Genomic DNA, 25200 nt, shown 5'->3' on the forward strand with positions numbered 1-25200 from the left:
CTGCATGGGGGACCGTGTGGGAGAGTAGGACGCCGCCGAACAAATTTTAGCCTCAGGCCCTGGGTCATAGACCCGGGGCCTGAGGCATTTTTGCGCTTAAGGTGACGTCATGCGCTATGACCTCGTCATCTTCGACAACGACGGCGTACTCGTCGACAGCGAGCCGATCGCGAACCGGATCCTGGCCGCGTACCTCACCGAGCTGGGGCATGCCACCAGCTACGAGGACTCCCTCCGCGACTACATGGGCGCCGCCGTCCACCGCATCCACGACCTCGTGCTGGAGCGGACCGGGCAGCAGCTGCCGACTGAATTCGACGACACGCTGCACGCGCGCACCTTCGAGGCTTTCGACCGGGAGCTCCAGCCCATAAAGGGTGCGGTGGAACTGCTGGAGCAGCTGGTGGCCGAGGGGGTGTCGTACTGCGTCGCGTCGTCCGGTTCGCACGAGCGCATTCGCGTCGGGCATCGGCGCACTGGGCTGGACGAGTGGTTCGAGGACGAGTGGATCTTCAGCTCGGACGATGTCGGCAAGGGAAAGCCGGCGCCTGACCTCTTTCTCCACGCCGCCCGTTCCATGGGCGTCGCCCCGGAGCGGTGTGTGGTGATCGAGGACAGCCCGCGCGGCATCCAGGCCGCGACCGCCGCGGGAATGGATGTGTACGCGCTGACCTCCCTGACGCCGAGGGACCGGCTGACCGGGGCGACCGGACGGTTCGACAGTCTCTCGGAGCTGCCGGGGCTCCTCGCGTGATTCCGCGCCGGCAAACCGTGTGCCGGTGAATCGTGTGCCGGCGAATCGTGTGAGCGAGCTACCCAGGGGTAGTGCCGCGCCGTACTCTCATCGGCCATGACGGATGCGCGCTCGCGGCTGAGAAACGGTCGGCTCTCCCTGGCGGTCAGCTTCTTCATCCAGGGCGCGGTCTTCGCTCTCCTGGTGACTCGAATACCGGCGATCCAGACCCGGTACGGAATATCCGACGGGCTGCTGCCCGTCTTCCTCGCGGCCGTTCCGGTTCTCGCCGGAATCGGCAGTATCGCCACCGAGCACCTGGTGGCGAGGGCACGGCCCGGGATCGTACTCCGCTGGGTGCAGCCGGTCGTCGGCCCTCGCCCTGCTCGCGGCCGGTTCAGGTCGCGAATTGTGGCAAGTGGCCGTCGCCCTCGGTGTGTTCGGGCTGGCGGTCGGTGGGCTCGACGCGTCCATGAACATGCTCGGGGTGAGCCTTCAGCAGGCGTACGGGCGCAGCATCATGCTCGGCTTTCATGCCGCGTACAGCCTCGGTGGCATTGTCGGGGCGTCGCTCGCCTGGCTGGGTGCACACGAGGGATTGCCGCTCGCCGCGATCTACGCGCCGGTGGTGGCCGTGGCGGTGCCGGCGGCTCTCCTCGCGAGTGGCTGGTACGCCGACCGGAGCCCCGGTGACGTACGGCTCGCGGACGCGCTCGGGAGCCGGGCGGCCGATCGCGGTATGCGTTTTCTCCTGCCGCTGTGTCTGGTGATGGCGTTCGCCTATATAGGGGACTCCACGGTCTCCAACTGGAGTGCCAAGTACCTCCAGGACGTGCTGCACAGTTCCGATCAGGTCTCCACCGTGCCGTACAACGCCTATATGGCCACGACCCTGTTGGGGCGTGCGGTCGGTGATCTGGAGGTGCGGCGTTTCGGGGCGGTGCGGGTGGTGCGGGCGGGGGCGGTGCTCGCGGCCTGTGGGTTCGCGGTGGTGGCGGTGGCGCCCGGGGCGTGGGTCGGGGCGGCCGGGTTCACCGTGCTGGGGCTGGGCCTGAGCGTGGTCGTTCCGCAGACTTTCGCGGCGGCCGGGAGGAATGCGGAGGAAAGGCTGGGGGCCGGGGCGTCCGATGCGGCCGTTGCCCGGCTCAATATCTTTAACTATGTGGGATTTCTGGTGGGTTCACCCCTCGTGGGCGCGCTCGGGGAATTGTGGAGCTATCGGTGGGCCATGGTCGTGCCGATGATTCTGGTGCTTGCTACTTTCCGGTACGCCCCTTCGTTCGGCCCTTCCGGCGCCCGCTACGGTGGCGGTCATGAGCGGCCGAGCACAGCTGATGTGGGACGAGGCGGTAACGGGCTATGACTTCGGCCCCGGGCACCCGATGGATCCGGTGCGGCTCGCGCTGACGATGCGCCTGGTCGAGGCGTACGGGCTCGACCGCGAGCTGCGGGTGACCGCCGCGCCCGCGGCGGGGGAGTCGACGCTGCGGCTGGTGCACCGCGAGGACTACATCGCGGCCGTGCGGGCCGCCTCGGCCGATCCGGCCGCGGCCGACGGCTCGTACGGGCTGGGCACGGCGGACGATCCGGCGTTCGCGGGGATGCATGAGGTGTCGGCGCTGATCGCGGGGCAGTCGGTGGCCGCGGCCGAGGCGGTGTGGCGCGGGGAGGCGCTGCACGCCGTGAACTTCGCCGGCGGCCTGCACCACGCGATGCCGGGGGCGGCCGCGGGCTTCTGCGTGTACAACGACGCGGCCCTCGCCGTGGCCCGGCTGCTGGAGCTGGGGGCCGAGCGGGTCGTGTACGTGGATGTCGACGTGCACCACGGTGACGGGGTGCAGGCGGCGTTCTGGGAGGACCCGCGGGTGCTGACGATCTCGCTGCACGAGGATCCCCGCACGCTCTTCCCGCAGACCGGCTGGCCCGGGGAGACGGGGGCCGCGGCGGCGGAGGGCGGTGCGGTCAACGTGGCGCTGCCGGCCGGGACGGGGGACGCGGCGTGGCTGCGGGCCTTCCACGCGGTCGTGCCGCAGCTCGTGGCGGCCTTCCGGCCGCAGGTGCTGGTGACGCAGCACGGGGCGGACACCCACTTCGAGGACCCGCTGGCCCATCTCGCGGTCTCGCTGGACGCGCAGCGGACGGTGGCCGAGGCGTGCCACGAGCTGGCGCACGCGCACGCGGACGGCCGGTGGGTGGCCCTGGGCGGCGGGGGCTACGCGGTGGTGGACGTGGTGCCGCGGACCTGGACGCACCTGGTGGGCATCGCGGCGGGGCGGCCGGTGGAGCCCGCTTCCGCCGTGCCGGAGGAGTGGCGCGCGGAAGTGTTCCGGCGGACGCGGCAGTTGGGGCCGTTGCGGATGACGGACGGGGTGGTGCCGGTGTGGCAGGACTTCGACTCCGGCTACGACCCCGGGGACCGGGTGGACCAGGCGATCCTCGCCACGCGCCGGGCGGTGTTCCCGTCCCACGGGCTGCTGCCGTAGCGCCGGGCCCCGGCCGCCCTGTTACGCCAAGTGTGGGATCCGGGGCCGAAAGGGCGCGCCGTCCCCCGTGGTGCGGCAGCATCGGGGTGTGTTGAGTGCTCGCACCTTGCGTGCGCATCTGCTGGCCGCCCGGCTGGCCGGAACGGTGGCCACGACGCGGGAGCGCAGTCTGGGCCGGTATCGCATGTTCGTGGCCCGGGACCCGCGGGCACTGATCGGGCTGGAGCCCGAACGGGACTGGCCCCTGGGGGAGTTGTTACAGCTGATGGGGCGAAGGTGCGGGGTTTCGGCCGATCCTGACCACTCGTCAGGACAGGACGTGATCGACCCCGACCGTACGATCGCGGCACTCGATGCCTTCGCGGACCGGCTGGCGGCGGCGGCCGCGAGCGGTGCTCCGGTGCTGTTCGGCACCGGTCATCCCCATCGACTCCTGGGCTTCTACGCCGGGTTGGCCGCGGGTCTCTCGGCGGCGGGATGCACTGTCCTCACCCCGGCGCAGGGTCGAAGTGTCGACATAACGACCCGGTTCGGGGTACGTACTTACAACCTTGACTACGTTGAAGGAGTCGCGCTGGTGCGTGAACCCGGCGCACGGAGGGGCGCGAGTGAGCCGGGCGCACATACGCATTCACCGCTCCCGCTTCGGGTGGCGCTGGCGTCGGCGATGGACGCAGGAGAACCGCTGCCGGCCCTGGTCGTCGGGGACCACGGGTGGGTCTGCGGGGCAGGTCAGCTGGGCATTGAGGCCATCGGCCTGGCGGACTCGGACGACCCCGCGCCGTTCGTCGCCGAGGCGGAGGGACGGGTGTCCGTCGCCGTTCCGCTTGATGACACTGTGCGGTCTGATTACTACCGACCGCTTACTCGCTATGTACTCAATCGAGCGTGTCTGTCACAGTAGGCGGCCGATGGCTGCTCCTCTTCCCCACTCGCATCACCCGCCCCTAACCTGGGGAGTGAGCGCGCAGCGACGAGGAGTCACCGGAGGGGAAGCCGGTGCGCGTCATGTGCGGAAGGTTCAGGTGTGTCATGGCTGCTGGCGAGAGGCCTCTCAACGAGGTCGTGTTCCTGACCGTGGCGGAAGTCGCCGCGGTGATGCGAGTGTCCAAGATGACCGTGTACCGCTTGGTGCACAGCGGTCATCTGCCGGCGATCCGGGTGGGAAGGTCGTTCCGGGTCCCAGAGCAAGCGGTGCACGAGTACCTCCGAGAGTCCTACGTGGGGGTGGAAACAGCCTGACGGGGACCTCGGATTACGTTGTTCGCCCGGTGCCGGGTAGGCTGGCCCGATGTAGGTCGTGTGGGCTCGGACGCCCCGCACCGAGTGAATCGATGTAAGCGAGGGTAGTCGTGGGCTCTGTTATCAAGAAGCGGCGCAAGCGGATGGCCAAGAAGAAGCACCGCAAGCTTCTCAAGCGCACGCGTGTTCAGCGTCGCAACAAGAAGTAAGCAGCGCCGCTGTGCTCGTCCCGCAGCCCTCCCACCGCTCAGCGGTGGGAGGGCTGCGGTGCGTTGCGGTGAGTAAAGCTTTCGCTACGGCTTGAAATGTAGCTCCGCGCATCGGCTGGTCACCACAGCGCGACGACGACCCGCTACGGTGGCCGCGGCAGCACCACTGGCAAGGGGCGGGAAGGAAGGCGCTGATCTTGGGCAAGGTCGTGCTCGTCACCGGAGTCGCACGGCAGCTGGGGGGCCGGTTCGTCCGCCGCCTCCTGCGCGAGCCCGATGTGGAGCGGGTCATCGGGGTGGACGCCGTGGCTCCCGAGCGCGGTCTCGGCGGGGCCGAATTCGTACGGGCGGACATCCGCCATCCCGCGATCGCCAAGGTTCTGGCCGAACAGGGCGTCGACACCGTCGTCCACATGGATGTGAACGGCACCCCGCTGGGCAAGCGCGGCAGCCGGGCCACGGTCAAGGAGACCAACGTCATCGGCACCATGCAGCTGCTCGGTGCCTGTCAGAAGACGCCCTCCGTGAAGCGGCTCGTGGTCAAGTCCAGCACGAATGTCTACGGTTCCGCGCCACGCGACCCCGCGATCTTCACCGAGACCACCCCGCCCAAGTCGCTGCCCAGCGGTGGCTTCGCCAAGGACGTGGTCGAGGTCGAGGGATATGTCCGGGCCTTCGCCCGCCGCCGCCCCGACGTGGCCGTGTGCGTCCTGCGCTTCGCGAACATCCTCGGGCCGCACGCCGATTCGCCGCTCGCGGAATACTTCTCCCTGCCCGTCCTGCCGACCGTGCTCGGCTTCGACCCCCGGCTCCAGTTCGTCCACGAGAAGGACGTGCTCGAGGTGCTGCGGATCGCCGCCGGGGAGCCCCGCAGGGGCACCTTCAACAGCGGCACCTTCAACATCGCGGGTGACGGGGTGCTGCTGCTGTCCCAGGCCGCCAGGCGCCTCGGGCGCCCCACCCTCCCCTTCCTCCTGCCGACCGTCACCTGGGTCGGCTCGGCGCTCCGCTCGGTCGGCGTGACGGACTTCTCCCCGGAGCAGATCCGGCTGCTCACCCATGGGCGCGTGGTCGGGACCACGGAGATGCGCGAGAGACTGGGCTTCGAACCCCGGTACACGACCGCCGGGGCCTTCGCGGACTACGCGAGCAGCCGTGGCCCGGGGCTGCTGCCGCCCGACACCCTCGCCCGTACCGTCGACCGGATCGCCGCGGCCCTGCCTGCCGGCCACGGCCAGAACTGAGGAGCGCACCCACCATGGCGGACGCGAAGGTCATCCCGTTCGGCGAGGAACCGCGGGCCAAGCGGAAGGGCCAGCGAGCGGGCCGGCCCCGTACGAACCGGACGCCGTCGTCCCTCGCGCCCGTGCCGCAGCAGCGTGACGAGGGCCCTGCCGTGGCCGCGGAGGCCGCCGAGGCGGAGCGGACGCGGGAGCGGGGCGGTGCCGGCTGGGACCGCAAGCTCGCCCATGGGCTGAGCTTCCTGCGGCGGCGCATCACCGGTGAGTACGAGGTGGACGACTTCGGCTACGACGAGGAGCTCGCCGACCAGGTCGTGATGTCCGCGCTCCGCCCGTTCTACGAGAAATACTTCCGGGTGGAGGTGAAGGGGCTGGAGAACATCCCCGACAAGGGCGCGGCGCTGGTCGTCGCCAACCACTCGGGCACGCTGCCGGTCGACGGGCTGATGCTCCAGGTCGCGGTGCACGACCACCACCCGGCCGGGCGGCACATCCGGATGCTCGCCGCCGACCTGGTCTTCGCCCTGCCGGTCATCAACGAGATCTCCCGGAAGCTCGGGCACACGCTCGCCTGCGTGGAGGACGCGGAGAAGCTCCTGGAGCGGGGTGAGGTGGTCGGGGTGATGCCGGAGGGGTTCAAGGGGATTGGGAAGCCTTTCTCCGAGCGCTACAAGCTCCAGCGCTTCGGCCGGGGCGGCTTCGTCTCCACGGCACTGCGTGCCGGGGCGCCGATCGTGCCGTGCTCGATCGTGGGTGCCGAGGAGATCTTCCCGATGATCGGCAACTCCCGGACGGTGGCGCGGCTGCTGGGCATCCCGTACTTCCCGCTGACGCCGACCTGGCCCTGGCTGGGGCCGCTCGGCCTGGTGCCGCTGCCGACGAAGTGGACGATCCAGTTCGGCGAGCCGATCCCGACGGACGGTTATGCGCCGGAGGCCGCGGACGACCCGATGCTGATGTTCAACCTGACCGATCAGGTGCGAGAAACGATTCAGCACACGCTGTACAAGCAGCTCGTGCAGCGGCGTTCGGTGTTCTTCTGAGATCGGTGTTCTTCCGAGGGCTTTCCCGAAGGCGCTCCGGAGATGACGGCGGCCGGTGTTCTCCCGAACTCTCCGACGTCGAAGACATCGAACTCTCCGACGTACGAGCTCGGTCCGAGGTGAGGAACACCGGCCGCCCAGGGCTGCTAGGGCCCTATTTCTCCTGTTCGCTGCGGATGCCGAGGCCCGGGAGGATGTCCGGGAGGAGCGGCGGGATGGTGATGTCCGGCTGCTTGGTGGCCTTGCCGTCCTTGCCGGTGTGGGCCGGGCCGGACGCACCGGGGCTCTGCGGGGGCTGGAGCAGGCCCGTGCCCCCGAGGAGGCCCTCGTGCTCCTGGTGCGCGCCCGGGTCCGCCGAGCGCGTCTGACCGCCGCCGCTGTGCTTGCCGTCGGTGGTCGAGGCGGCCGACGGCGGCGACGCCGGGCGGCTGTTCGTCCCGCTGTCGGAGCCGTGCCGGGGGGTGCCGGCCCTGGGTGCCGCGTGCTTGCCCGTGGGCGGGGGCAGCAGGGAGCGCAGCGGGCCGACGTCACTGTCTATGGCCGCGAAGACCGAGCTGACCTGATTGCCCACGTCGGCCAGTTGGGCGGGCAGCTTCTCCCGGAGCTGGCTCCAGCCCTCGCGGTGCAGCGAGGCGAAGGAGTCGAGCCGCTCCATCGGGCCCAGGGAGCCGTCGCGCTTGTAGGCCGCGTGCAGCAGGCGGTGGCCCTCGGAGACGTCGTGACGCATGCCGAAGAGGGTCTTGCGGATCTCGCTCAGGGCCTCGGAGTCGAGCGGCCCGGAGCGGCCGCGCTCCATCAGGCGGCGCGCCTCGTGGAGCCGGGTCGACGCCTGGTCCAGGAAGAGGCCGCCGCGGGCGGAATCGCCGTCGGCCATACCGAGCTTGATGTCTTCCATGCCGCGCTTCAGGCCGTACAGCGAGTCGCCCGGGAGGGCGTTGGAACTCGCCGCGGCGACCCCGCCGAAGGCACCCGCGGCCACGCCCACCGTGAGCCCGCCCGCGGCGAGCCCCTTGGTCCAGCGGGAGCGTGGCTTCAGCCTGCTCAGCGCCCGGTGCGCCCCTCGCCCTCGGGTCCTGCTGCCGCGCGGCTCGGGAACGGCGGCAGCGGATCCTGAAGCGAACTGGCTCTCCATGGCGGCGATCAGCTGTGCCCGCTGCACGGTTTTGATCTCGGGGTCGAGCTCGGGTGCGGGCAGGCCGCCGAGCTCGCTCGCCAGGGCCAGCAGCTTCCCCTGCTCGGCGTCGTCCGCCGGTGGGCCGGGCTGTGTGGCCGCCGCGCCCTGGGGTTCCTGGTCCAGGGCCTGGGCGAAGGCGTTCGCCCGCCGGTGCGCCGAAACGTTCGCGATCACAGGCGGCACCTCCTCTCGTCATGACGGTCGACTCCCCTCAAGACCGGGAGGGTTGCACGCCTTGAACGCATCCACTCGATCGAGTGAGGGGATACGGGCATGACGTGACCGCAGGGAGTCTGCATCCCGCACAACGACTGGCGCGGCGGCCGGGTTACGCGCCCTTGAGGATGTGACCGCTGGTGAGTGAACAGGCGCACAGAGTTAGCGCGCGTCGTCCGGGAGGAGGCGGGCCAGGGTGCGGACCGCGCGGTACTGGAGGGTCTTGATGGCGCCCTCGTTCTTGCCCATGACGCGGGCGGTCTCGGCGACCGAGAGGCCCTGGAGGAAGCGGAGCGTGACGCACTCCTGCTGCTGGGGGTTGAGCTTGCGGACCGCCTCCAGAAGGGCGGCGTTGGAGAGGGATTCGAGGACGGAGTCCTCCGGGCTGCGCTCGACCTCGTTGGCGTCGAGCATCTCGCCGGTGGTCACCTCGAGCCGGAACCTTGACGACTTGAAGTGGTCGGCCACCAGATTGCGGGCGATGGTCACCAGCCAGGCGCCGAAGTCGCGGCCCTGCCAGGTGAAGGTGCCGATCCGGCGCAGGGCGCGCAGGAACGTCTCGCTGGTGAGGTCCTCGGCCGTGGCCCGGCCGCCCACCCGGTAGTAGATATAGCGGTAGACCGTATCGGCGTACTGGTCGTAGAGCCGGCCGAAGGCCTCGGCCTCGCCGGCCTGGGCGCGCTCGACCAGGTCGAGCATCCGGGCGCTGTCGCTGTCGGCGCTGGGGCGGCGGGTGGTGGTGGACGTACCGGCGCCGGCGCCGCGGCGGGCGCGTCTGCCCACCGCCGCCGCGCTGCCCTCGGCGAGGGCGTAGCAGGGGCCGGCGGGGACGGGTGTGGCGAAGGCGGGGACGGCGTACGCGGTGGGGACGAAGCCGCGCAGGCGGTCGAGGACCGTTGCGCGCAGCGTAGCCAGGCCCGAGGCGTCAACCCCGACGTGTGGGTACACGGGACTCCCAGAGGCAGAGCTTCCATCACGTGCAGTACGGAACCGTTCACTCGTCGTAGGGACAAGGGGGTACCGGTTTGCGTCTGAGGAGAATAACGCTTCGTACAGGCGGCGCTACACCGAGTTGCTCAAATCACCGTTTCCGTTCGATCTCTTACCGCTTCGGGATCGATCAAATATCGAACTATGAAAGGAAGTTGACCAGATTTGGCGATGGTGTGGCCGAATGGGCTGCGTGTTGTGGCAATCCAGTCACGGAAGGACTGGCGGGGGCCGTGTGAGGGTATGACGACAGGATTGCCTGAGGGTGACGAACGACTACGCGCTGTTGCGGGCGCACCCGAACGGGCCGTACGCCGGTGGCGGGATACGCGCGCTGGGTGTTGACGCGGCGGCGCCGGCGCTCACAGCGGCCGCTGGGCGCCTCCCCCGTGTCCCGGCGGTCCTTCTCCGAACCCGGGCCAGGGTCAGCGCCGGCGGCGGTGCAGGGCGATCGCCGCGGCCGCGCCGCCCGCCAGGGCGCCCACCCCGGCGGCGGCCGGGATGCCGACCTTGGCCGCCTTGCGGCCCGTACGGTAGTCGCGCAGGCGCCAGCCGCGCTCGCGGGCGATCTTGCGCAGGCGGCTGTCCGGGTTGACGGCGTAGGGGTAGCCGACGATCGAGAGCATCGGGATGTCGTTCACCGAGTCGCTGTACGCCGCGCAGCGGGCCAGGTCGAGCCCCTCGGCGGCGGCCAGGGCCCGGACGGCCTCGGCCTTCGCGGGGCCGTGCAGCGGCTCGCCGACCAGCTTGCCGGTGTAGACGCCGCCGATCGACTCGGCGACCGTGCCCAGCGCGCCGGTCAGGCCCAGCCTGCGGGCGATGATCGTGGCGGCCTCGATGGGCGCGGCCGTGACCAGCCAGACCTTCTGGCCCGCGTCCAGGTGGGCCTGGGCGAGCGCGCGGGTGCCCGGCCAGATGCGCTCCGCCATGTACTCGTCGTAGATCTCCTCGCCGATGGACATCAGCTCGGAGACGCGGTGGCCCTTGACGATGGACAGGGCGCTGTTGCGGGCGTCCTCGACGTGCTCGGGGTTCTCCGCGCCGACCACGCGGAAGTAGATCTGCTGCCAGATGAAGCGGGCCAGCTCGCGCTTGTGAAAGAAATGGCGTTTGTAGAGGCCGCGTCCGAAGTGGAAGAGGGACGCGCCCTGCATCACGGTGTTGTCGAGGTCGAAGAAGGCGGCCGCCCGGACGTCGCCGACGACGGGGAATTCCGGCTCGGCGGATTCCGCGCCCTGGGCGCTCCCGGCGCTGTCGGCGTTCTCCTGAGCGGTCTTGCGGGCTGCCTCCGCCGCGGCCTCGCCTGCCAGCACGCTGCGTGCGGTGGCGGAGCGCTTGCGGGGAGTGATCCATCCCAGTGCGGCCATGCGGGGAGCATAGCCAGTTTGTTCGGGGTAACGCCTCTGCGCGTTCGCTTGGGGCGGGTTTGTGTGTGGCTCCGGCCCGGCAACGGCCGGATGGGGCTCCGGTGCGCTCGAAGGGTGCGGACGCCACCGCTCCGGCCGCGGCTCAGGCCGCGCCGAGTGCCTTGCGCAGCCTCGTCGGGTCCACGCGCCAGAAGTCGTGCTGGGCGCCGTCCACCAGGACAACCGGAATCTGCTCCCAATACTTGCGGTACAGCTCCTCGTCCTCGTTGATGTCCTTCTTCTCCCAGCGCGCGCCCAGCTCGGCGCAGACCTCGGTGATGACCGCCTCGGCGGCGTCGCACAGGTGGCAGCCGGGCTTGCCGATCAGCGTCACCGTGCTGTCGGCGGGGTTCTTGCGGGCGTTGCGGCGCAGCAGCGGACTCATGGGGCCATTGTGCCCGGCGGCACCCGGCGGACCCGGAAGGGGAATCCCGCCGGACGGATTTGGGTGCCTGAGTCGACTACCATCATGTGTCGATTTGTTGGTGTCCGGGGGTATGGCGATGAGGAGTGAGGGCACGTGTCGCCGTCGGCGTACGCCTGGCGCCGCCGCGGTCGCCATGGGGCGGCCGATGGTTCCCGGATCGGGGCGAAACACCGCGTGACGCCGGTCACTTTGCCCGGACAAAGCGGACACCATCTTTGTGCACGCGTTCACAAAGGCATAGCCTGCGGGGGACGGGGCGGTCCTGGGACGAGGCGCCGCCCGCAGCCCCGCTCTACCCGCAGGAGCACCGTGGCAACTGGCCGAACTCACCGACCGGCGACCCGAAGCCGAGGGATCCCCGAGGCCACCGTCGCCCGGCTACCGCTGTATCTGCGTGCACTGACCGCGCTCTCCGAGCGCTCGGTGCCCACGGTCTCCTCCGAGGAACTCGCGACCGCGGCGGGCGTCAACTCCGCCAAGCTGCGCAAGGACTTCAGCTACCTCGGCTCGTACGGCACCCGCGGTGTCGGCTACGACGTCGAGTACCTCGTCTACCAGATCTCCCGCGAGCTCGGCCTGACCCAGGACTGGCCGGTCGTCATCGTCGGCATCGGAAACCTCGGTGCCGCGCTCGCCAACTACGGCGGCTTCGCCTCGCGCGGCTTCCGCGTGGCCGCGCTGATCGACGCCGACCCGGCCATGGCCGGCAAGCCGGTGGCCGGGCTGCCCGTGCGCCACACCGACGAGCTCGAATCGATCATCAGCGACAACGGCGTGTCCATCGGCGTCATCGCGACCCCCGCCGGCGCCGCCCAGCAGGTGTGCGACCGGCTCGTCGCCGCCGGGGTCACCTCGATCCTCAACTTCGCGCCCACGGTGCTGTCCGTGCCGGAGGGCGTCGACGTCCGCAAGGTCGACCTGTCGATCGAGCTCCAGATCCTGGCCTTCCACGAGCAGCGCAAGGCCGGCGAGGAGAGCGCGCCGGCCACCGTGGCCGCGCGGACCGCCGCGGCCGTGCGCCCGGCGGCCGACAGCCGGAAGGGCCCGGACGGGGATGTTCCCGCCGTGATGCCGGCATGAGTCTCCTCGTCGTCGGTCTGAGCCACCGCAGCGCGCCCGTCAGCGTGCTGGAGCGTGCCGCCCTCGCGCGCGACGCCCAGATCAAGCTCCTGCACGACACCCTCGCGGCGGAGCCCGCCACCGAGGCGGCCGTGCTCGCCACCTGCAACCGCATCGAGCTCTACGCCGACGTGGACAAGTTCCACGCCGGTGTCGCCGAGCTGTCCACGCTGCTCGCCCGCCACACGGGCGTCGGACTGGACGAGCTGACCCCCTATCTCTATGTGCACTACGAGGACCGGGCCGTCCACCACCTCTTCTCGGTGGCGTGCGGGCTGGACTCGATGGTCGTCGGCGAGGGCCAGATCCTCGGCCAGATCAAGGACGCCCTCGCGCTCGGCCAGGAGCTGCACACGGCCGGGCGGCTGCTGAACGACCTCTTCCAGCAGGCCCTGCGGGTCGGCAAGCGCGCCCACAGCGAGACGGGCATCGACAAGGCCGGGCAGTCCCTGGTCACCTTCGGCCTGGAGCGGCTCGCCGCCGGCGCGGACGTGGCCGCGTGGGCGGCAGGCAAGCGCGCCCTGGTCATCGGCGCCGGTTCGATGTCCTCCCTCGCGGCGGCGACGCTCGCCCGCGCGGGCGTCGCGCACGTGGCGATCGCCAACCGCACCGTGGAGCGCGCCGAGCGCCTGGCCGAGATCCTCACCGAGCCCGGCGGCCCCGGCTGCACGGCCTCGGCCGTGGAGATGGCCGCGGTGCCCTGCGAACTGGCCCTCGCGGACGTCGTGGTGAGCTGCACCGGCGCCATGGGCGTGGTCCTGACGGCCGACGTCGTCCAGGCCGCGCTCGCGAGCCGGAAGGACGCCCTCTGCGCGGTCGACCCCGGCTGCGCGGACGCGGCCGGCACGGTGCTCGCCCTCCTCGACCTGGCCATGCCGCGGGACATCGACGCCGCGGTCCACCGCCTGGAAGGCGCCCGGCTGGTCGACATCGAGTCGCTCGCCGAGGCGTCCGCGGACGCACCGATGGCCGCCGACGTCGACCGGGTGCGCACCATCGTCTCCGACGAGGTCGCCGCCTTCGGCGCCGCGCAGCGGGCCGCGCACATCACGCCCACCGTGGTCGCCCTGCGCACCATGGCCGCGGACGTCGTCGCGAGCGAGATCGCCCGCCTCGACGGGCGGCTGCCCGACCTCGACGACAAGCAGCGCGCGGAGATCACCCAGACCGTGCGCCGCGTCGTCGACAAGCTGCTCCACGCGCCCACCGTGCGCGTCAAGGAGCTGGCCGCCACCCCTGGCGGCGCCGGATACGCGGATGCCCTGCGGGAGCTCTTCGACCTCGATCCGCAGGCGGTCGCCGCCGTGAGCCGGGCCGATTCACGGGCCGGTACGCACAACACTGCACGGGAGCCGGCATGAACGACACCTCTTCGACGGTGGACGAGGTGACCGCGCGGCAGCGACCGCTGCGCCTGGGCACCCGTCGCAGCAAGCTCGCCATGGCCCAGTCCGGGCAGGTGGCGGAGGCCGTGCGGCAGCTGACCGGCCGCCCGGTCGAGCTGGTCGAGATCACCACGTACGGCGACGTCTCGCGGGAGTCGCTCGCGCAGATCGGCGGGACGGGCGTCTTCGTCTCCGCGCTGCGCGACGCGCTGGCCGCGGGGGAGATCGACCTCGCCGTGCACTCCCTCAAGGACCTGCCGACGACCCAGCCCGATGACCTGGTGCTGGCGGCGATCCCGGTCCGCGAGGACCCGCGCGACGTGCTGATCGCGCGGGACGGACTGACCCTCGAGACCCTGCCCGCCGGAGCCCGCGTCGGCACCGGCTCGCCGCGCCGCATGGCCCAGCTCAACGCCCTGGCCCGCGCGCACGGCCGGGACATCGAGACGGTGCCCATCCGCGGCAACATCGACACCCGGATCGCCTTCGTCACCGACGGCGAACTGGACGCCGTGGTGCTGGCCGCCGCCGGGCTCGCCCGGCTCGGCCGGGCGTCGGAGATCTCGCAGTTCCTGGAGCCCGACGCAGTTCTGCCCGCCCCCGGCCAGGGGGCCCTGGCGATCGAGTGCGCTGCGACCGACGCACCCCTCGCCGCGATGCTCGCCGAGCTCGACGACCCGTACACCCGGGTCGCCGTGACCGCCGAGCGTTCCCTGCTCGCCGCCCTGGAGGCCGGCTGCTCCGCACCTGTGGGTGCGCTGGCCGACCTTTCCCCAAGCTCTCGACTTCGCTCGAGCAGGGGATACCCCAATGCCGCCGAGCAGGTTGTCACCGAAATGCGCCTGCGCGGCGTCGTCGGCTCGACCGACGGCAAGACGCTGGTGCAGCTGTCCACCACCGGTCCCGTGCCGACGTCCAGCGAGGAAGCCGTGGCCCTGGGCCGCGAGCTCGCCGCAGCGATGCTCGACAAGGGTGCGGCCGGTCTTATGGGGGAGCGAGCACTTTGAACCCCACCGCCCCGAACCACCCCGTGCACGGGCACGTCACCTTTCTCGGTGCCGGCCCCGGAGACCCGGGACTGCTGACGCTGCGCGCCGTGGAGGCACTGGCGGCCGCGGACGTCCTGATTGCCGATCCGCAGGTGCTCGATGTGGTGCGCACGCATGCGCGCGCCCATGTGGACATGCCTGCCCAGACGGTTACTGACGAGTCATCAAAAACCGTCGGAACGCCCGAAGTACCTGTCCTGCGGGACACCGCCAATCTTGTCATGTCGGCCGCGCGCGGCGGCAAGCGGGTCGTCCGTGCGGTGCTCGGCGACCCCGGCCTCGACGGCAACGCCGCCGACGAGATGCTGGCCTGCGCCACCGAGGGCATCACCTTCGAGGTGGTGCCGGGCGTCGCCACGGCCGTGGGCGTGCCCGCCTACGCCGGGGTGCCGCTGCGCGACGGCAAGGGTGCCGACGTGCGCTTCGTGGACGCCCGTACGGCCTCGGCCACCTGCTGGTCCGAGGTCGGCGCGAGCGAGGTCACCGCGGTCGTCTCCACGACGCTCGACTCGGTCGTGGCCGCCGCCGGTGAGCTGGTCTCCGCCGGGCGCAAGCCCGACACCCCGCTGACCGTCACCGTCGCGGGCACCACCACGCGCCAGCGCACCTGGACCGCCACCCTCGGCTCGATCGCCCAGGTGCTCAAGGCCGCGAAGGTGCTGCCGTCCCCGGACGGCGGCCAGCCGGTGATAGCCGTGGTCGGCGAGCGCAGCGCGGCCGCGCAGCGCGACCAGCTCTCGTGGTTCGAGTCCAAGCCGCTCTTCGGCTGGAACGTGCTCGTCCCGCGGACCAAGGAGCAGGCCGCGTCGCTCTCCGACCAGCTCCGGTCGTACGGCGCCGTGCCCAGCGAGGTCCCGACCATCGCGGTCGAGCCGCCGCGCACCCCGCAGCAGATGGAGCGCGCGGTCAAGGGCCTGGTCACCGGCCGCTACGAGTGGATCGCCTTCACCTCCGTGAACGCCGTCAAGGCCGTCCGCGAGAAGTTCGAGGAGTACGGTCTCGACGCGCGTGCCTTCGCCGGCATCAAGGTCGCGGCCGTCGGCGAGCAGACCGCGAAGTCCCTCGTCGAGTTCGGCGTGAAGCCCGACCTCGTGCCCAGCGGCGAGCAGTCGGCCGCCGGTCTGCTGGAGGACTGGCCGCCCTACGACCCGGTCTTCGACCCGATCGACCGCGTCTTCCTGCCGCGCGCCGACATCGCCACCGAGACCCTGGTGGCGGGCCTGATCGAGCTCGGCTGGGAGGTGGACGACGTCACGGCCTACCGGACCGTGCGCGCCTCGCCGCCCCCGGCCGAGACCCGCGAGGCGATCAAGGGCGGCGGCTTCGACGCCGTGCTCTTCACCTCCTCGTCCACCGTGCGGAACCTCGTCGGCATCGCCGGCAAGCCGCACAACGTCACCGTCATCGCCTGCATCGGCCCGGCCACCGCGAAGACCGCGGAGGAGCACGGCCTGCGGGTGGACGTGCTGTCGCCCGAGCCCTCGGTGCACAAGCTGGCCGAGGCGCTCGCGGACTTCGGCGCGGCGCGGCGCGATGCCGCCCTGGAGGCCGGCGACCCGGTCACGCGCCCGAGCGAGCGACGGCCCGGATCGCGTAGAAGGGCACGCAGTTGAGCACGTACGGCACCTTCCCCGGCGCCCGCCCCCGGCGGCTGCGGACCAGCCCGGCCATGCGCCGGATGGTCGCGGAGCACCGGCTGCACCCGGCCGACCTGATCCTGCCCGCCTTCGTGCGGGAGGGCGCGGCCGAGCCGGTACCGATCTCGGCCATGCCGGGCGTCGTCCAGCACACCCGTGACACCCTGCGGCGGGCGGCTGTCGAGGCGCTGGAGGCGGGCGTCGCCGGGATCATGCTCTTCGGCGTGCCCGAGGACGCGAAGAAGGACGCGGCGGGCACCGCCGGGACCGACCCCGACGGCATCCTCCAGGTCGCCGTCCGCGACGTGAAGGCCGAGGTCGGCGACGACCTCGTCATCATGTCCGACCTGTGCCTGGACGAGTTCACCGACCACGGCCACTGCGGCGTCCTCGACTCCGAGGGCCGGGTGGACAACGACGCCACGCTGGAGCGCTACGCCGAGATGGCGCAGGTCCAGGCCGACGCGGGCGTCCATGTGGTGGGACCGAGCGGCATGATGGACGGCCAGGTCGGCGTCATCCGCGACGCCCTCGACCAGACCGGCCACGAGGACGTCTCGATCCTCGCCTACACCGTGAAGTACGCCTCCGCCTTCTACGGCCCCTTCCGCGAGGCCGTCGGCTCCTCGCTCCAGGGCGACCGCAAGATGTACCAGCAGGACCCGGCCAACGCCCGCGAGTCGCTGCGCGAGCTGGAGCTCGACCTCGCCGAGGGCGCGGACATGGTCATGGTCAAGCCGGCCCTGCCCTACCTCGACATCCTCGCCAAGGTCGCGGAGTCGGTGGACGTGCCGGTGGCCGCGTACCAGATCTCCGGTGAGTACGCGATGGTCGAGGCGGCCGCCGCCAACGGCTGGATCGACCGCGACCGGGCCATCATGGAGACGCTCACCGGCATCAAGCGCGCGGGCGCGAACATGATCCTCACCTACTGGGCGACGGAGGTCGCACGGCAGCTCTGAGCGAGCACGGCTGTACGCACCGATGGCGGCTTCCCCGGCGGGGAGGTCGCCATCGGCGTTCCCGCCCGCTGGCGACGATTCGCCTCAGAGCTCTACGTTGTGCCCATATCGCTCACCCCGGAGGCGTAGATGAGCAACGACCCCGAACTCGCCGACGACTGGGAGTACACCCTCCAGGTCCCCTCCGACCCGATGGCCCCCTGCATCGCGCGGCGCACGCTCCGCACGATCTTCCAGGAGCACGGCTTCGCCGAACTGGCGGACACCGCGGAGCTGTTGACGTCGGAGCTGGTCACCAACTCCTACCGGCACACCGACGGGCCCGCGTCCGTGCGGGTGCGGCGGGAGGGCGAGCGGGTGCGGGTGACCGTCTGGGACACCAACCCCAAGCTCCCCGGGCTGAGCAGGGTCGGGCTCCCGGACGACGAGGCCGAACAGGGGCGCGGGCTGGGGCTGGTGATGAAGTGCGCCGACAGCTGGGGCGGGTTCGCGCTGCGGAACCAGCCGCAGGGGCTCGTCGGCAAGCTGATCTGGTTCGAGCTGGGGGCGGGGCACCAGGCCCCGCCCCCAGCCACGTGAGCTACAGCTGCTCGGGCGTGCGGATGCCCAGCAGGGACATGCCCTGACGCAGGGTGCGGCCGGTCAGCTCGGAGAGGAAGAGGCGGTTCTCGACCGTCGCCGCGTCCTCGGCCTTGAGGACCGGGCACTGGTCGTAGAACGTCGTGAACGCCGACGCCAGCTGGTAGAGATACGCGGCCAGCTTGTGCGGCTCGTAGGAACCGGCGACCTCCGCCAGCGTCTCCCCGAACTGGTCCAGGTGCAGCGCCAGCGCGCGCTCCGCCGGGGCCAGCGCCAGCTCCGGGTGGGCCTTGGCGGAGGCCGACTCGCCCGCCTTGCGGAGGATGGAGCGGATACGGGCGTAGGCGTACTGGAGGTAGACCGAGGTGTCGCCGTTGAGGGAGACCATCCGGTCGAGGTCGAAGATGTAGTCGCGGCCCAGGGACGTGGACAGGTCGGCGTACTTCACGGCGCCGATGCCCACCTGGGTGCCGCGCTCGGCGACCTCCTCCTCGGAAAGACCGAGCTTCTCGCTCTTCTCCCGGACCACGGCCGTCGCCCGCGCGATCGCCTCGTCCAGCAGGTCGACCAGCCGGACCGTCTCGCCCTCACGCGTCTTGAACGGCTTGCCGTCCTTGCCGAGCACCGTGCCGAAGGGCAGCTGGACGGCCTTGACGCCGTCGTGCAGCCAGCCGGCCCGGCGGGCGGTCTCGAAGACCATCTTGAAGTGCAGGCCCTGCCGGGCGTCCACGACATAGAGCAGGGAGTCGGCGCCCAGCTTGCCGACCCGGTCGCGGATCGCGGAGAGGTCGGTCGCCGCGTAGCCGAAACCGCCGTCGGACTTCTGGACGATCAGCGGGGTGGGGTTGCCGTCCGGGCCCTTGACGTCGTCGAAGAAGACGCACAGCGCGCCGTTGGACCGGACGGCGACACCGGACTCCTCCAGCATGCGGCAGGTGTCGGCCAGCATGTCGTTGTAGCCGGACTCGCCGACCACGTCCGCGTCCTCGATCTCCATGTCCAGCTTGCCGAAGACCGAGTAGAAGTAGATCTTCGACTCGTCCACGAACCGCTGCCACAGGGCGAGGGTCTCCGCGTCGCCCGCCTGGAGGTCCACGACCCGGCGGCGCGCCCGCTCCTTGAACGCCTCGTCGGAGTCGAAGAGCGCGCGGGAGGCCTTGTAGAGCCGGTTGAGGTTGGACATGGCCTCCTCACCGGAGGCGGCGTCCTTGTGGTCCAGCTCGTGCGGGTGCTCGATCAGATACTGGATGAGCATGCCGAACTGCGTGCCCCAGTCGCCGATGTGGTGGCGGCGCACGACCTTCTCGCCCGAGAACTCCAGGATCTTCGCGACCGCGTCACCGATCACGGCGGACCGCAGGTGGCCGACGTGCATCTCCTTCGCCACGTTCGGCTGGGCGTAGTCGATGACGGAGGTGCCCGGCCGCTCGGCGAGCGGCACGCCGAGGCGGTCGTCGGCCGCGCGGGCCGCGAGCGTCCCGGTGATCGCCCTGTCGGTGACCGTGATGTTGAGGAAGCCGGGGCCGGAGACCTCGATCTCCTGGATCAGATCACCGGAGGGCAGGCCGGCCACGACCTTGCCCGCCAGCTCGCGGGGGTTGCCCCCGAGCTTCTTGGCGAGCGCCAGCATCCCGTTGGCCTGGAAGTCGGCCCGGTCGCTTCGTCGCAGCAGCGGGTCGGCGGCACCGGCCTCCGGCAGGGCTGCCGAGAGAGCGTCCGCGATGCGCTGGTGGAGCGAGGAGGCGAGGGAAGGGACCGAGGCCATGGGGTGGGTGCCGTTCCGTTAGAGGACGTTTTTGACACACCGAGTATCACACGCACCCGCCGCCGCCCGGGCGGCCATTTCCGGCGCCCGGGAGCAACCCCGGAGCCGCCCGCGCCGTCTGGGACAATGGTCATGCCAGGACCGTAAGGAAGGAAGTGCCGTGGCTCAGGCTCAGAGCACCGAGGCCGACTGGGTCTCCCGTTTCGCCGACGAGGTCATTGCCGAAGCGGAGCGCCGTGCCCCCGGCAAACCGATCGTCGTTGCCTCCGGCCTGTCCCCCTCCGGCCCGATCCACCTGGGCAACCTGCGCGAGGTCATGACCCCGCACCTGGTCGCGGACGAGATCCGCCGCCGTGGTCACGAGGTCAGGCACGTGCTGTCCTGGGACGACTACGACCGCTACCGCAAGGTGCCCAGCGGCGTCCCCGGCATCGACGACAGCTGGGCCGAGCACATCGGCAAGCCGCTGACCTCGGTGCCCGCCCCGGCCGGCTCGGCCTACCCGAACTGGGCCGAGCACTTCAAGGCCGCCATGGTCGACGCGCTCGCCGAGCTCGGCATCGAGTACGACCCGATCAGCCAGACCGAGCAGTACACCTCCGGTGTCTACCGCGAGCAGATCCTGCACGCGATGAAGCACCGCGGTGACATCGACGCGATCCTCGACCAGTACCGGACGAAGGACAAGGCGACCGGCAAGCCGAAGAAGCAGCAGAAGCCGGTCGACGAGGCCGAGCTGGAGGCCGCCGAGGGCTCCGGCGCGGCCGCCGAGGACGACGGCAGCGGCTCCGGCGCGGGCTATTTCCCGTACAAGCCCTACTGCGGCGTCTGCGAGCGCGACCTGACCACGGTCACCGCCTACGACGACGAGACCACCGAGCTGGCCTACACCTGCGTGTGCGGCCACTCCGAGACCGTGCGCCTCAGCGAGTTCAACCGCGGCAAGCTGGTCTGGAAGGTCGACTGGCCGATGCGCTGGGCGTACGAGGGCGTGATCTTCGAGCCCTCCGGCGTCGACCACTCCTCGCCCGGCTCCTCCTTCGTCGTCGGCGGCCAGATCGTCCGCAAGGTCTTCGGCGGCGAGCAGCCGATCGGCCCGATGTACGCCTTCGTCGGCATCAGCGGCATGGCCAAGATGTCCTCCTCCAAGGGCGGCGTGCCCACCCCGGGCGACGCACTCCAGATCATGGAGGCACCGCTGCTGCGCTGGCTGTACGCGCGCCGCAAGCCCAACCAGTCCTTCAAGATCGCCTTCGACCAGGAGATCCAGCGGCTCTACGACGAGTGGGACAAGCTGGAGGCCAAGGTCGCCGACGGCACCGTGCTGCCCGCCGACGCCGCCGCGTACGCCCGTGCCGCGCGCACGGCCTCCGGCGAGCTGCCGCGCACCCCGCGCCCGCTGCCGTACCGCACGCTCGCCTCGGTCGTCGACATCACCGCCGGCCACGACGAGCAGACCCTGCGCATCCTCAGCGACCTCGACCCGGAGAACCCGGTCACCTCGCTGGACGAGACGCGGCCGCGGCTCGACAAGGCCGAGCACTGGATCAACACCCAGGTCCCGGCCGAGTCCCGGACGATCGTCCGCGAGGAGCCCGACACCGAGCACCTCGCCTCCCTCGACGAGCAGGCCCGCGAGTCGTTGCGGCTGCTGCTCGCCGGGCTGGACGAGCACTGGTCGCTGGACGGGCTGACCACGCTGGTCTACGGCGTGCCGAAGGTGCAGGCCGGGCTGGAGCCCGACGCCAAGCCGACGCCGGAGCTCAAGGTCGCCCAGCGCTCCTTCTTCGCGCTGCTCTACCACCTGCTGGTCGGCCGTGACACCGGCCCGCGCCTGCCCACGCTGCTGCTCGCCGTGGGCGCGGACCGGGTGCGCAAGCTGCTGGCCGTGTAACACCGCGCGGTACCGCGTACGACACGACGACGCCGGGCGGGCCCCCTCGGGCCCGCCCGGCGTCGTCGTGCGTGGCGGCTACCTCTTGTTCGCGGCGGCGACCGCGGCCACGGCCTCCTTCGCCGCGTCCTGCGCGTTCTTCATCAGGTCGCCCGCGTCGGGGTTCTTGGCGCCCTGGAAGCCCGCGCCGGTGTACTTGATGGTGATCACGACATTGGCGGTGCGGGTCACCACGATCGCGTTGCGGTAGTCGTCGTCGTCCTTGCGGTAGTCCGCGGCGATGCTGTTCGCCTCGTCGCCGATGCCGCCGACCTTCTCGGTCTTGGCGTCCTTGGCGCCGTCCTCGGTGGCCGCCTTGGTCGTCCGCTGGCCGACGTAGGTCCCGGCGAGCTTCTCGCCCGAGCCGAGCGTGGGGTCCGAGGAGAACCGCTTGAGCGAGATCGTCAGGCTGCGGTACTGCAGGTCCTTGGCGTCCTCGCCGTTCAGGCCGTTCCAGAAGCAGCTGGCGGAGTCGTTGGGGGCGGTCGCCGGGAGGGCCTCGCCCTCCTTCTTCTTCGCCGACGGCACGAGCTTGTCGATGCTCTTCTCGTCGAGCGTCTTGCACACCTCGGGCAGCTTGCCGAACGTCGCGGCCTTCATCGTGGCCGACGGGCTGGGCGTCGCGGCCTGCGACGGCGAGGACGTCGTCTTCTTCTTGGAGCCGGAGTCGTCGCCCGAGCAGCCGGTGGCGACGAGCATCACCGGTACTGCGGCGCAGGCGAGGATTCGGGCGAGTCGCGGGGCTGTTCGGTGCATGGGTCCTTCACTCGGTCGTGTCGGGGGGCGGTCGTTGAGGTCCGCCGGCGGGTGCCCTGCCCGGCACGGTACGCGGCGGCGGAGCGCCGGTGGCCGAGGCGGGGCGATACTCGCCGGGCTAATTGCCGAAGTGCCCCGCGTCCAGCTCCTTGGCCAGGCCGTGCGCCTTGCCCTGGAGGTCTTCGCTGGTGGGAATGTGCTGCCGGTCGGCCGTCCACTGGTCGTAGGCGATGCTCACCAGGACGTTCGCGGACCGGAAGACGATCGCGATGTCCCGGTGCACGCCGGCCGCCGCGGTGACCAGCTTGTCGTCGATGAACGCGTCGTCGCCGAGGTCGTCGAGGACGCGGGGCAGGAAGCGGGGGTCGGCGGAGGGGGAGCCCGAGGCGGAGGGGCTCGCGGGGGCGGACGGCGAGCCGGTGGCGGCGCCGCCCTGCGGGTGCGTGCCCGCGCTCGCGGCGGGCGAGGACGGGGTGGCGGAGGGGGTCGCGGAGGCCGACGCGTCGGGGATCTTCGCGGCCGCCGCCTGGCGGGCGTAGAGCTCCTTGGCCCGGTCGTCGTCGCTGACGCCCGGCTGGTAGGAGACGACGCGCTCGAAGTCGATGGACAGGTGCCGGGTGCCCTCCGGGGTCTCCAGCTTCCAGCGGCAGCCGACGCGGCGGTCGGTGTCGTAGGTGATGGCGGCCTGGCCGCGGTAGAGCTTCTGGACCTCGGGGTCGCTCTCGTCGTCACCGGTCGGCAGCATGCGGCGCAGGGTGTCCCGGTTCACATAGCCGCAGGGCTCGGGAAGGCTGTGGTACTTGCCGGGTTCCCCGGCTGGGGCCGTCGAACCGGTGTGGCCGGTCTTGGCGTCGTCGTCCCCGCCGTGGCCGCCGGCGGAGCCGCCGCACGCGGCGAGGACCGCGGCGAGCAGTGCCGCCACCAGTGCGGCGGCCGGTGCGTATGCCCTTCGCTGCACTGTCCGTGGCTCCCTTCGCCTGCGGCTTGATCGCCCTCGCCCGCCGCCTCCGCGCTCGTGCTCGCGCGAAAACGGGTTGCCGCCGGGAAGACGGTGGCTGGAAGGTATGTCTACCGCACGCACCGCCAGGTCTGCCGGTTCCCTGTCGTGAATCGTCAGATTTGTCCGGCTTTTGCGTTATCTTGCTTTCACGGGGTTATGAGGAAAACGATGTCCTACACCGAGGTGCCCGGCGTCCGTGTACCGATCCGCATGTGGGCCGACCCGGCCACGGTCGAGGGCGTCGCCATGCAGCAACTGCGCAACGTCTCGACCCTCCCCTGGATCGAGGGCCTCGCGGTGATGCCGGACGTCCACTTCGGCAAGGGCGCCACGGTCGGCTCGGTGATCGCGATGCGCGGCGCGGTGTGCCCGGCGGCGGTCGGCGTGGACATCGGCTGCGGCATGTCGGCGGTGAAGACCTCGCTGACGGCGGACGACCTGCCCGGCGATCTGTCGCGGCTGCGCTCGGGGATCGAGGCGGCGATTCCGGTGGGCCGGGGGATGCACGACGACCCGGTCGACCCGGCCCGGCTGCACGGCGTGCCGACGGCGGGGTGGGCGGACTTCTGGGGGCGGTTCGGTGGGGTGGCGGAGGCGGTCAAGTTCCGCGAGGGCCGGGCGCTGCGGCAAATGGGAACACTTGGCTCCGGGAACCACTTCTGGGAGCTCTGCCTTGATTCGGATGATTCGGTCTGGGTCATGCTGCACTCCGGTTCGCGCAACATCGGCAAGGAGCTGGCCGACCACCACATCGGCCAGGCGCAGAAACTGCCGCACAACCAGGACCTGATCGACCGCGACCTCGCCGTCTTCGTCTCCGACACCCCGCAGATGGCCGCTTACCGACACGATCTGTTCTGGGCGCAGGAGTACGCGAAGCACAACCGCGAAATCATGATGGCGCTGTCGCAGGACGTGCTGCGCAGGGAGTTCGCGAAGGCGAAAGTCACCTTTGGCGAAGTCATTTCCTGCCACCACAACTACGTGGCCGAGGAGACCTACGACGGCAAGGAACTGCTCGTCACCCGCAAGGGAGCGATCCGCGCGGGCGACGGCGAGTACGGCATCATCCCGGGCTCGATGGGCACCGGTTCCTACATCGTGCGCGGCCTCGGCAACGCCTCGTCCTTCAACTCCGCCTCCCACGGCGCGGGCCGGAAGATGAGCCGCAACGCCGCGAAGAAGCGCTTCTCCGTCCGGGACCTGGAGGAGCAGACGCGGGGCGTGGAGTGCCGCAAGGACTCCGGGGTGGTGGACGAGATCCCGGGCGCCTACAAGCCGATCGAGAAGGTCATCGAGCAGCAGCGGGACCTCGTCGAGGTCGTGGCGAAGCTCAAGCAGGTCGTCTGCGTCAAGGGCTGACGCCGGCGCGCCTCACACGTCCTGCGGGTACCAGCGCAGCTCGACCGTGTTGCCGTCCGGGTCGGTGATGTAGACGGACTCCGCGTTGCCGCGTGCGCCGAAGTTGGTGACGGGGCCGCGGATGGCGTCGAAGGTGCCCGCGTCGATCACCGTCTGCCAGTCCAGCGGCTCGACGACCAGGCAGATGTGGTCGACGTTGGACTCGCCGCGGGTGCGGTCGACCAGGTCGATGATGGTCGTGGGAGAGACGCGCACCGAGGGGAAGGGCACCTTCCCCGCGCGCCACTCCTCCACGCGGACGGGCTCCAGGCCGAGCGGGCCGCAGTAGAAGGCGAGGGCCCGCTCGACGTCGGAGACGTTCAGGACGAGGTGGTCGAAGCCGGTGACGCGCATGTGAGGTTCCCTTTCGTGCGGGCCGTCCCCCATGGCGGCCGCTGTGCAAGAAGGTAACCCCTGATGATCATTCGCGTCATCGGTCTCCGGTCCTGC

The 25200-nt window shown here is 70.9% G+C and carries 23 protein-coding genes and 1 pseudogene; 16 read left to right on the forward strand and 8 right to left on the reverse strand.

Translation table 11 applies throughout. The features are described from left to right. The first annotated feature begins 109 nt into the window (after positions 1-109). The 8 genes and pseudogenes from ACFY1P_RS33325 to ACFY1P_RS33360 all read left to right on the forward strand — a co-directional run bounded on the left by ACFY1P_RS33325 (position 110) and on the right by ACFY1P_RS33360 (position 6951). Complete coding sequence (locus ACFY1P_RS33325) at positions 110-754, forward strand: HAD family hydrolase (RefSeq protein ID WP_390752773.1); 645 nt, start codon at positions 110-112, stop codon at positions 752-754. Between the two features lie 96 nt (positions 755-850). Further along, a pseudogene (locus ACFY1P_RS33330) lies at positions 851-2096 on the forward strand (MFS transporter). Then, positions 2047-3216 (forward strand): acetoin utilization protein AcuC, encoded by a 1170-nt coding sequence (locus tag ACFY1P_RS33335; RefSeq protein ID WP_361524453.1) that lies wholly within the window; start codon positions 2047-2049, stop codon positions 3214-3216. Before ACFY1P_RS33330 ends, ACFY1P_RS33335 begins: the two are co-directional and overlap by 50 nt. An 88-nt stretch (positions 3217-3304) precedes the next feature. After that, positions 3305-4120 carry a phosphatase gene (locus ACFY1P_RS33340; RefSeq protein WP_361524450.1) on the forward strand — a complete coding sequence of 272 codons (816 nt, stop codon included), beginning with the start codon at positions 3305-3307 and terminating at the stop codon, positions 4118-4120. 128 nt (positions 4121-4248) lie between these two features. Continuing rightward, complete coding sequence (locus ACFY1P_RS33345) at positions 4249-4458, forward strand: helix-turn-helix domain-containing protein (RefSeq protein ID WP_067299677.1); 210 nt, start codon at positions 4249-4251, stop codon at positions 4456-4458. Positions 4459-4568: 110 nt separating this feature from the next. After that, positions 4569-4667, forward strand: coding sequence for a 30S ribosomal protein bS22 (locus ACFY1P_RS33350; protein WP_003948845.1), 99 nt, complete (start codon positions 4569-4571; stop codon positions 4665-4667). Between the two features lie 197 nt (positions 4668-4864). Further along, positions 4865-5911: an NAD-dependent epimerase/dehydratase family protein gene (locus tag ACFY1P_RS33355; RefSeq protein WP_390752774.1), complete on the forward strand. Its 1047-nt coding sequence runs from the start codon at positions 4865-4867 to the stop codon at positions 5909-5911. 14 nt (positions 5912-5925) lie between these two features. Beyond that, on the forward strand, positions 5926-6951 hold the full coding sequence (locus ACFY1P_RS33360) for a lysophospholipid acyltransferase family protein (protein ID WP_361524443.1): 1026 nt from the start codon (positions 5926-5928) through the stop codon (positions 6949-6951). 154 nt (positions 6952-7105) lie between these two features. Here ACFY1P_RS33360 and ACFY1P_RS33365 read toward each other — a convergent pair whose 3' ends face one another. The 4 genes from ACFY1P_RS33365 to ACFY1P_RS33380 form a co-directional block, all read right to left on the reverse strand. After that, positions 7106-8299, reverse strand: a complete 1194-nt coding sequence (locus tag ACFY1P_RS33365; RefSeq protein WP_361524440.1) for a DUF5667 domain-containing protein — start codon at positions 8297-8299, stop codon at positions 7106-7108. 204 nt (positions 8300-8503) lie between these two features. Further along, positions 8504-9289: an ECF subfamily RNA polymerase sigma factor, BldN family gene (locus ACFY1P_RS33370; protein WP_116212650.1), complete on the reverse strand. Its 786-nt coding sequence runs from the start codon at positions 9287-9289 to the stop codon at positions 8504-8506. A gap of 467 nt (positions 9290-9756) precedes the next feature. Further along, the gene (locus tag ACFY1P_RS33375; RefSeq protein ID WP_361524437.1) at positions 9757-10698 is read right to left on the reverse strand and encodes an HAD-IB family hydrolase; all 942 of its coding nucleotides are present in this window, start codon (positions 10696-10698) and stop codon (positions 9757-9759) included. A 142-nt stretch (positions 10699-10840) separates the two neighbouring features. Beyond that, complete coding sequence (locus tag ACFY1P_RS33380; protein WP_361524434.1) at positions 10841-11122, reverse strand: glutaredoxin family protein; 282 nt, start codon at positions 11120-11122, stop codon at positions 10841-10843. A gap of 351 nt (positions 11123-11473) precedes the next feature. Between ACFY1P_RS33380 and ACFY1P_RS33385 the strand changes: the two genes are divergently transcribed. From ACFY1P_RS33385 to ACFY1P_RS33410, 6 genes are all read left to right on the forward strand, one after another. Beyond that, positions 11474-12244, forward strand: a complete 771-nt coding sequence (locus tag ACFY1P_RS33385) for a redox-sensing transcriptional repressor Rex (RefSeq protein ID WP_361524431.1) — start codon at positions 11474-11476, stop codon at positions 12242-12244. Further along, positions 12241-13644, forward strand: coding sequence for a glutamyl-tRNA reductase (locus ACFY1P_RS33390; RefSeq protein WP_390752775.1), 1404 nt, complete (start codon positions 12241-12243; stop codon positions 13642-13644). Before ACFY1P_RS33385 ends, ACFY1P_RS33390 begins: the two co-directional genes overlap by 4 nt. After that, complete coding sequence (gene hemC, locus ACFY1P_RS33395) at positions 13641-14675, forward strand: hydroxymethylbilane synthase (RefSeq protein WP_361524425.1); 1035 nt, start codon at positions 13641-13643, stop codon at positions 14673-14675. Before ACFY1P_RS33390 ends, hemC begins: the two co-directional genes overlap by 4 nt. Continuing rightward, positions 14672-16330, forward strand: coding sequence for a bifunctional uroporphyrinogen-III C-methyltransferase/uroporphyrinogen-III synthase (locus ACFY1P_RS33400; protein ID WP_361524422.1), 1659 nt, complete (start codon positions 14672-14674; stop codon positions 16328-16330). Before hemC ends, ACFY1P_RS33400 begins: the two co-directional genes overlap by 4 nt. Then, a complete protein-coding gene (hemB, locus tag ACFY1P_RS33405) occupies positions 16327-17316 on the forward strand; it encodes a porphobilinogen synthase (protein WP_390752776.1) in 990 nt (329 codons plus the stop codon). The genes ACFY1P_RS33400 and hemB overlap by 4 nt, the downstream gene beginning before the upstream one ends. 129 nt (positions 17317-17445) lie before the next feature. After that, positions 17446-17895 carry an ATP-binding protein gene (locus ACFY1P_RS33410; RefSeq protein WP_361524416.1) on the forward strand — a complete coding sequence of 150 codons (450 nt, stop codon included), beginning with the start codon at positions 17446-17448 and terminating at the stop codon, positions 17893-17895. A gap of 1 nt (position 17896) precedes the next feature. Here ACFY1P_RS33410 and argS read toward each other — a convergent pair whose 3' ends face one another. Then, positions 17897-19660, reverse strand: a complete 1764-nt coding sequence (gene argS / locus ACFY1P_RS33415; RefSeq protein WP_361524413.1) for an arginine--tRNA ligase — start codon at positions 19658-19660, stop codon at positions 17897-17899. Between the two features lie 160 nt (positions 19661-19820). Between argS and lysS the strand changes: the two genes are divergently transcribed. Continuing rightward, positions 19821-21554: a lysine--tRNA ligase gene (lysS, locus tag ACFY1P_RS33420; RefSeq protein WP_361524410.1), complete on the forward strand. Its 1734-nt coding sequence runs from the start codon at positions 19821-19823 to the stop codon at positions 21552-21554. A 78-nt stretch (positions 21555-21632) separates the two neighbouring features. Here the strand turns inward: lysS and ACFY1P_RS33425 are convergent, their stop codons facing one another. After that, a complete protein-coding gene (locus ACFY1P_RS33425; RefSeq protein ID WP_361524407.1) occupies positions 21633-22349 on the reverse strand; it encodes a hypothetical protein in 717 nt (238 codons plus the stop codon). Between the two features lie 118 nt (positions 22350-22467). Then, positions 22468-23307: a hypothetical protein gene (locus tag ACFY1P_RS33430; protein WP_390752777.1), complete on the reverse strand. Its 840-nt coding sequence runs from the start codon at positions 23305-23307 to the stop codon at positions 22468-22470. Positions 23308-23517: 210 nt separating this feature from the next. Here ACFY1P_RS33430 and ACFY1P_RS33435 point away from each other — a divergent pair, with 210 nt between their 5' ends. Further along, complete coding sequence (locus ACFY1P_RS33435) at positions 23518-24711, forward strand: RtcB family protein (protein WP_361524402.1); 1194 nt, start codon at positions 23518-23520, stop codon at positions 24709-24711. A 12-nt stretch (positions 24712-24723) separates the two neighbouring features. On the opposite strand, the gene ACFY1P_RS33440 is transcribed toward ACFY1P_RS33435, so the two are convergent. Next, positions 24724-25104: a VOC family protein gene (locus ACFY1P_RS33440; RefSeq protein WP_361524400.1), complete on the reverse strand. Its 381-nt coding sequence runs from the start codon at positions 25102-25104 to the stop codon at positions 24724-24726. Between the last annotated feature and the right edge of the window lie 96 nt (positions 25105-25200).

It is taken from the genome of Streptomyces sp. NPDC001407, from assembly GCF_042895325.1.
In the GTDB taxonomy this organism is placed as follows: domain Bacteria; phylum Actinomycetota; class Actinomycetes; order Streptomycetales; family Streptomycetaceae; genus Streptomyces.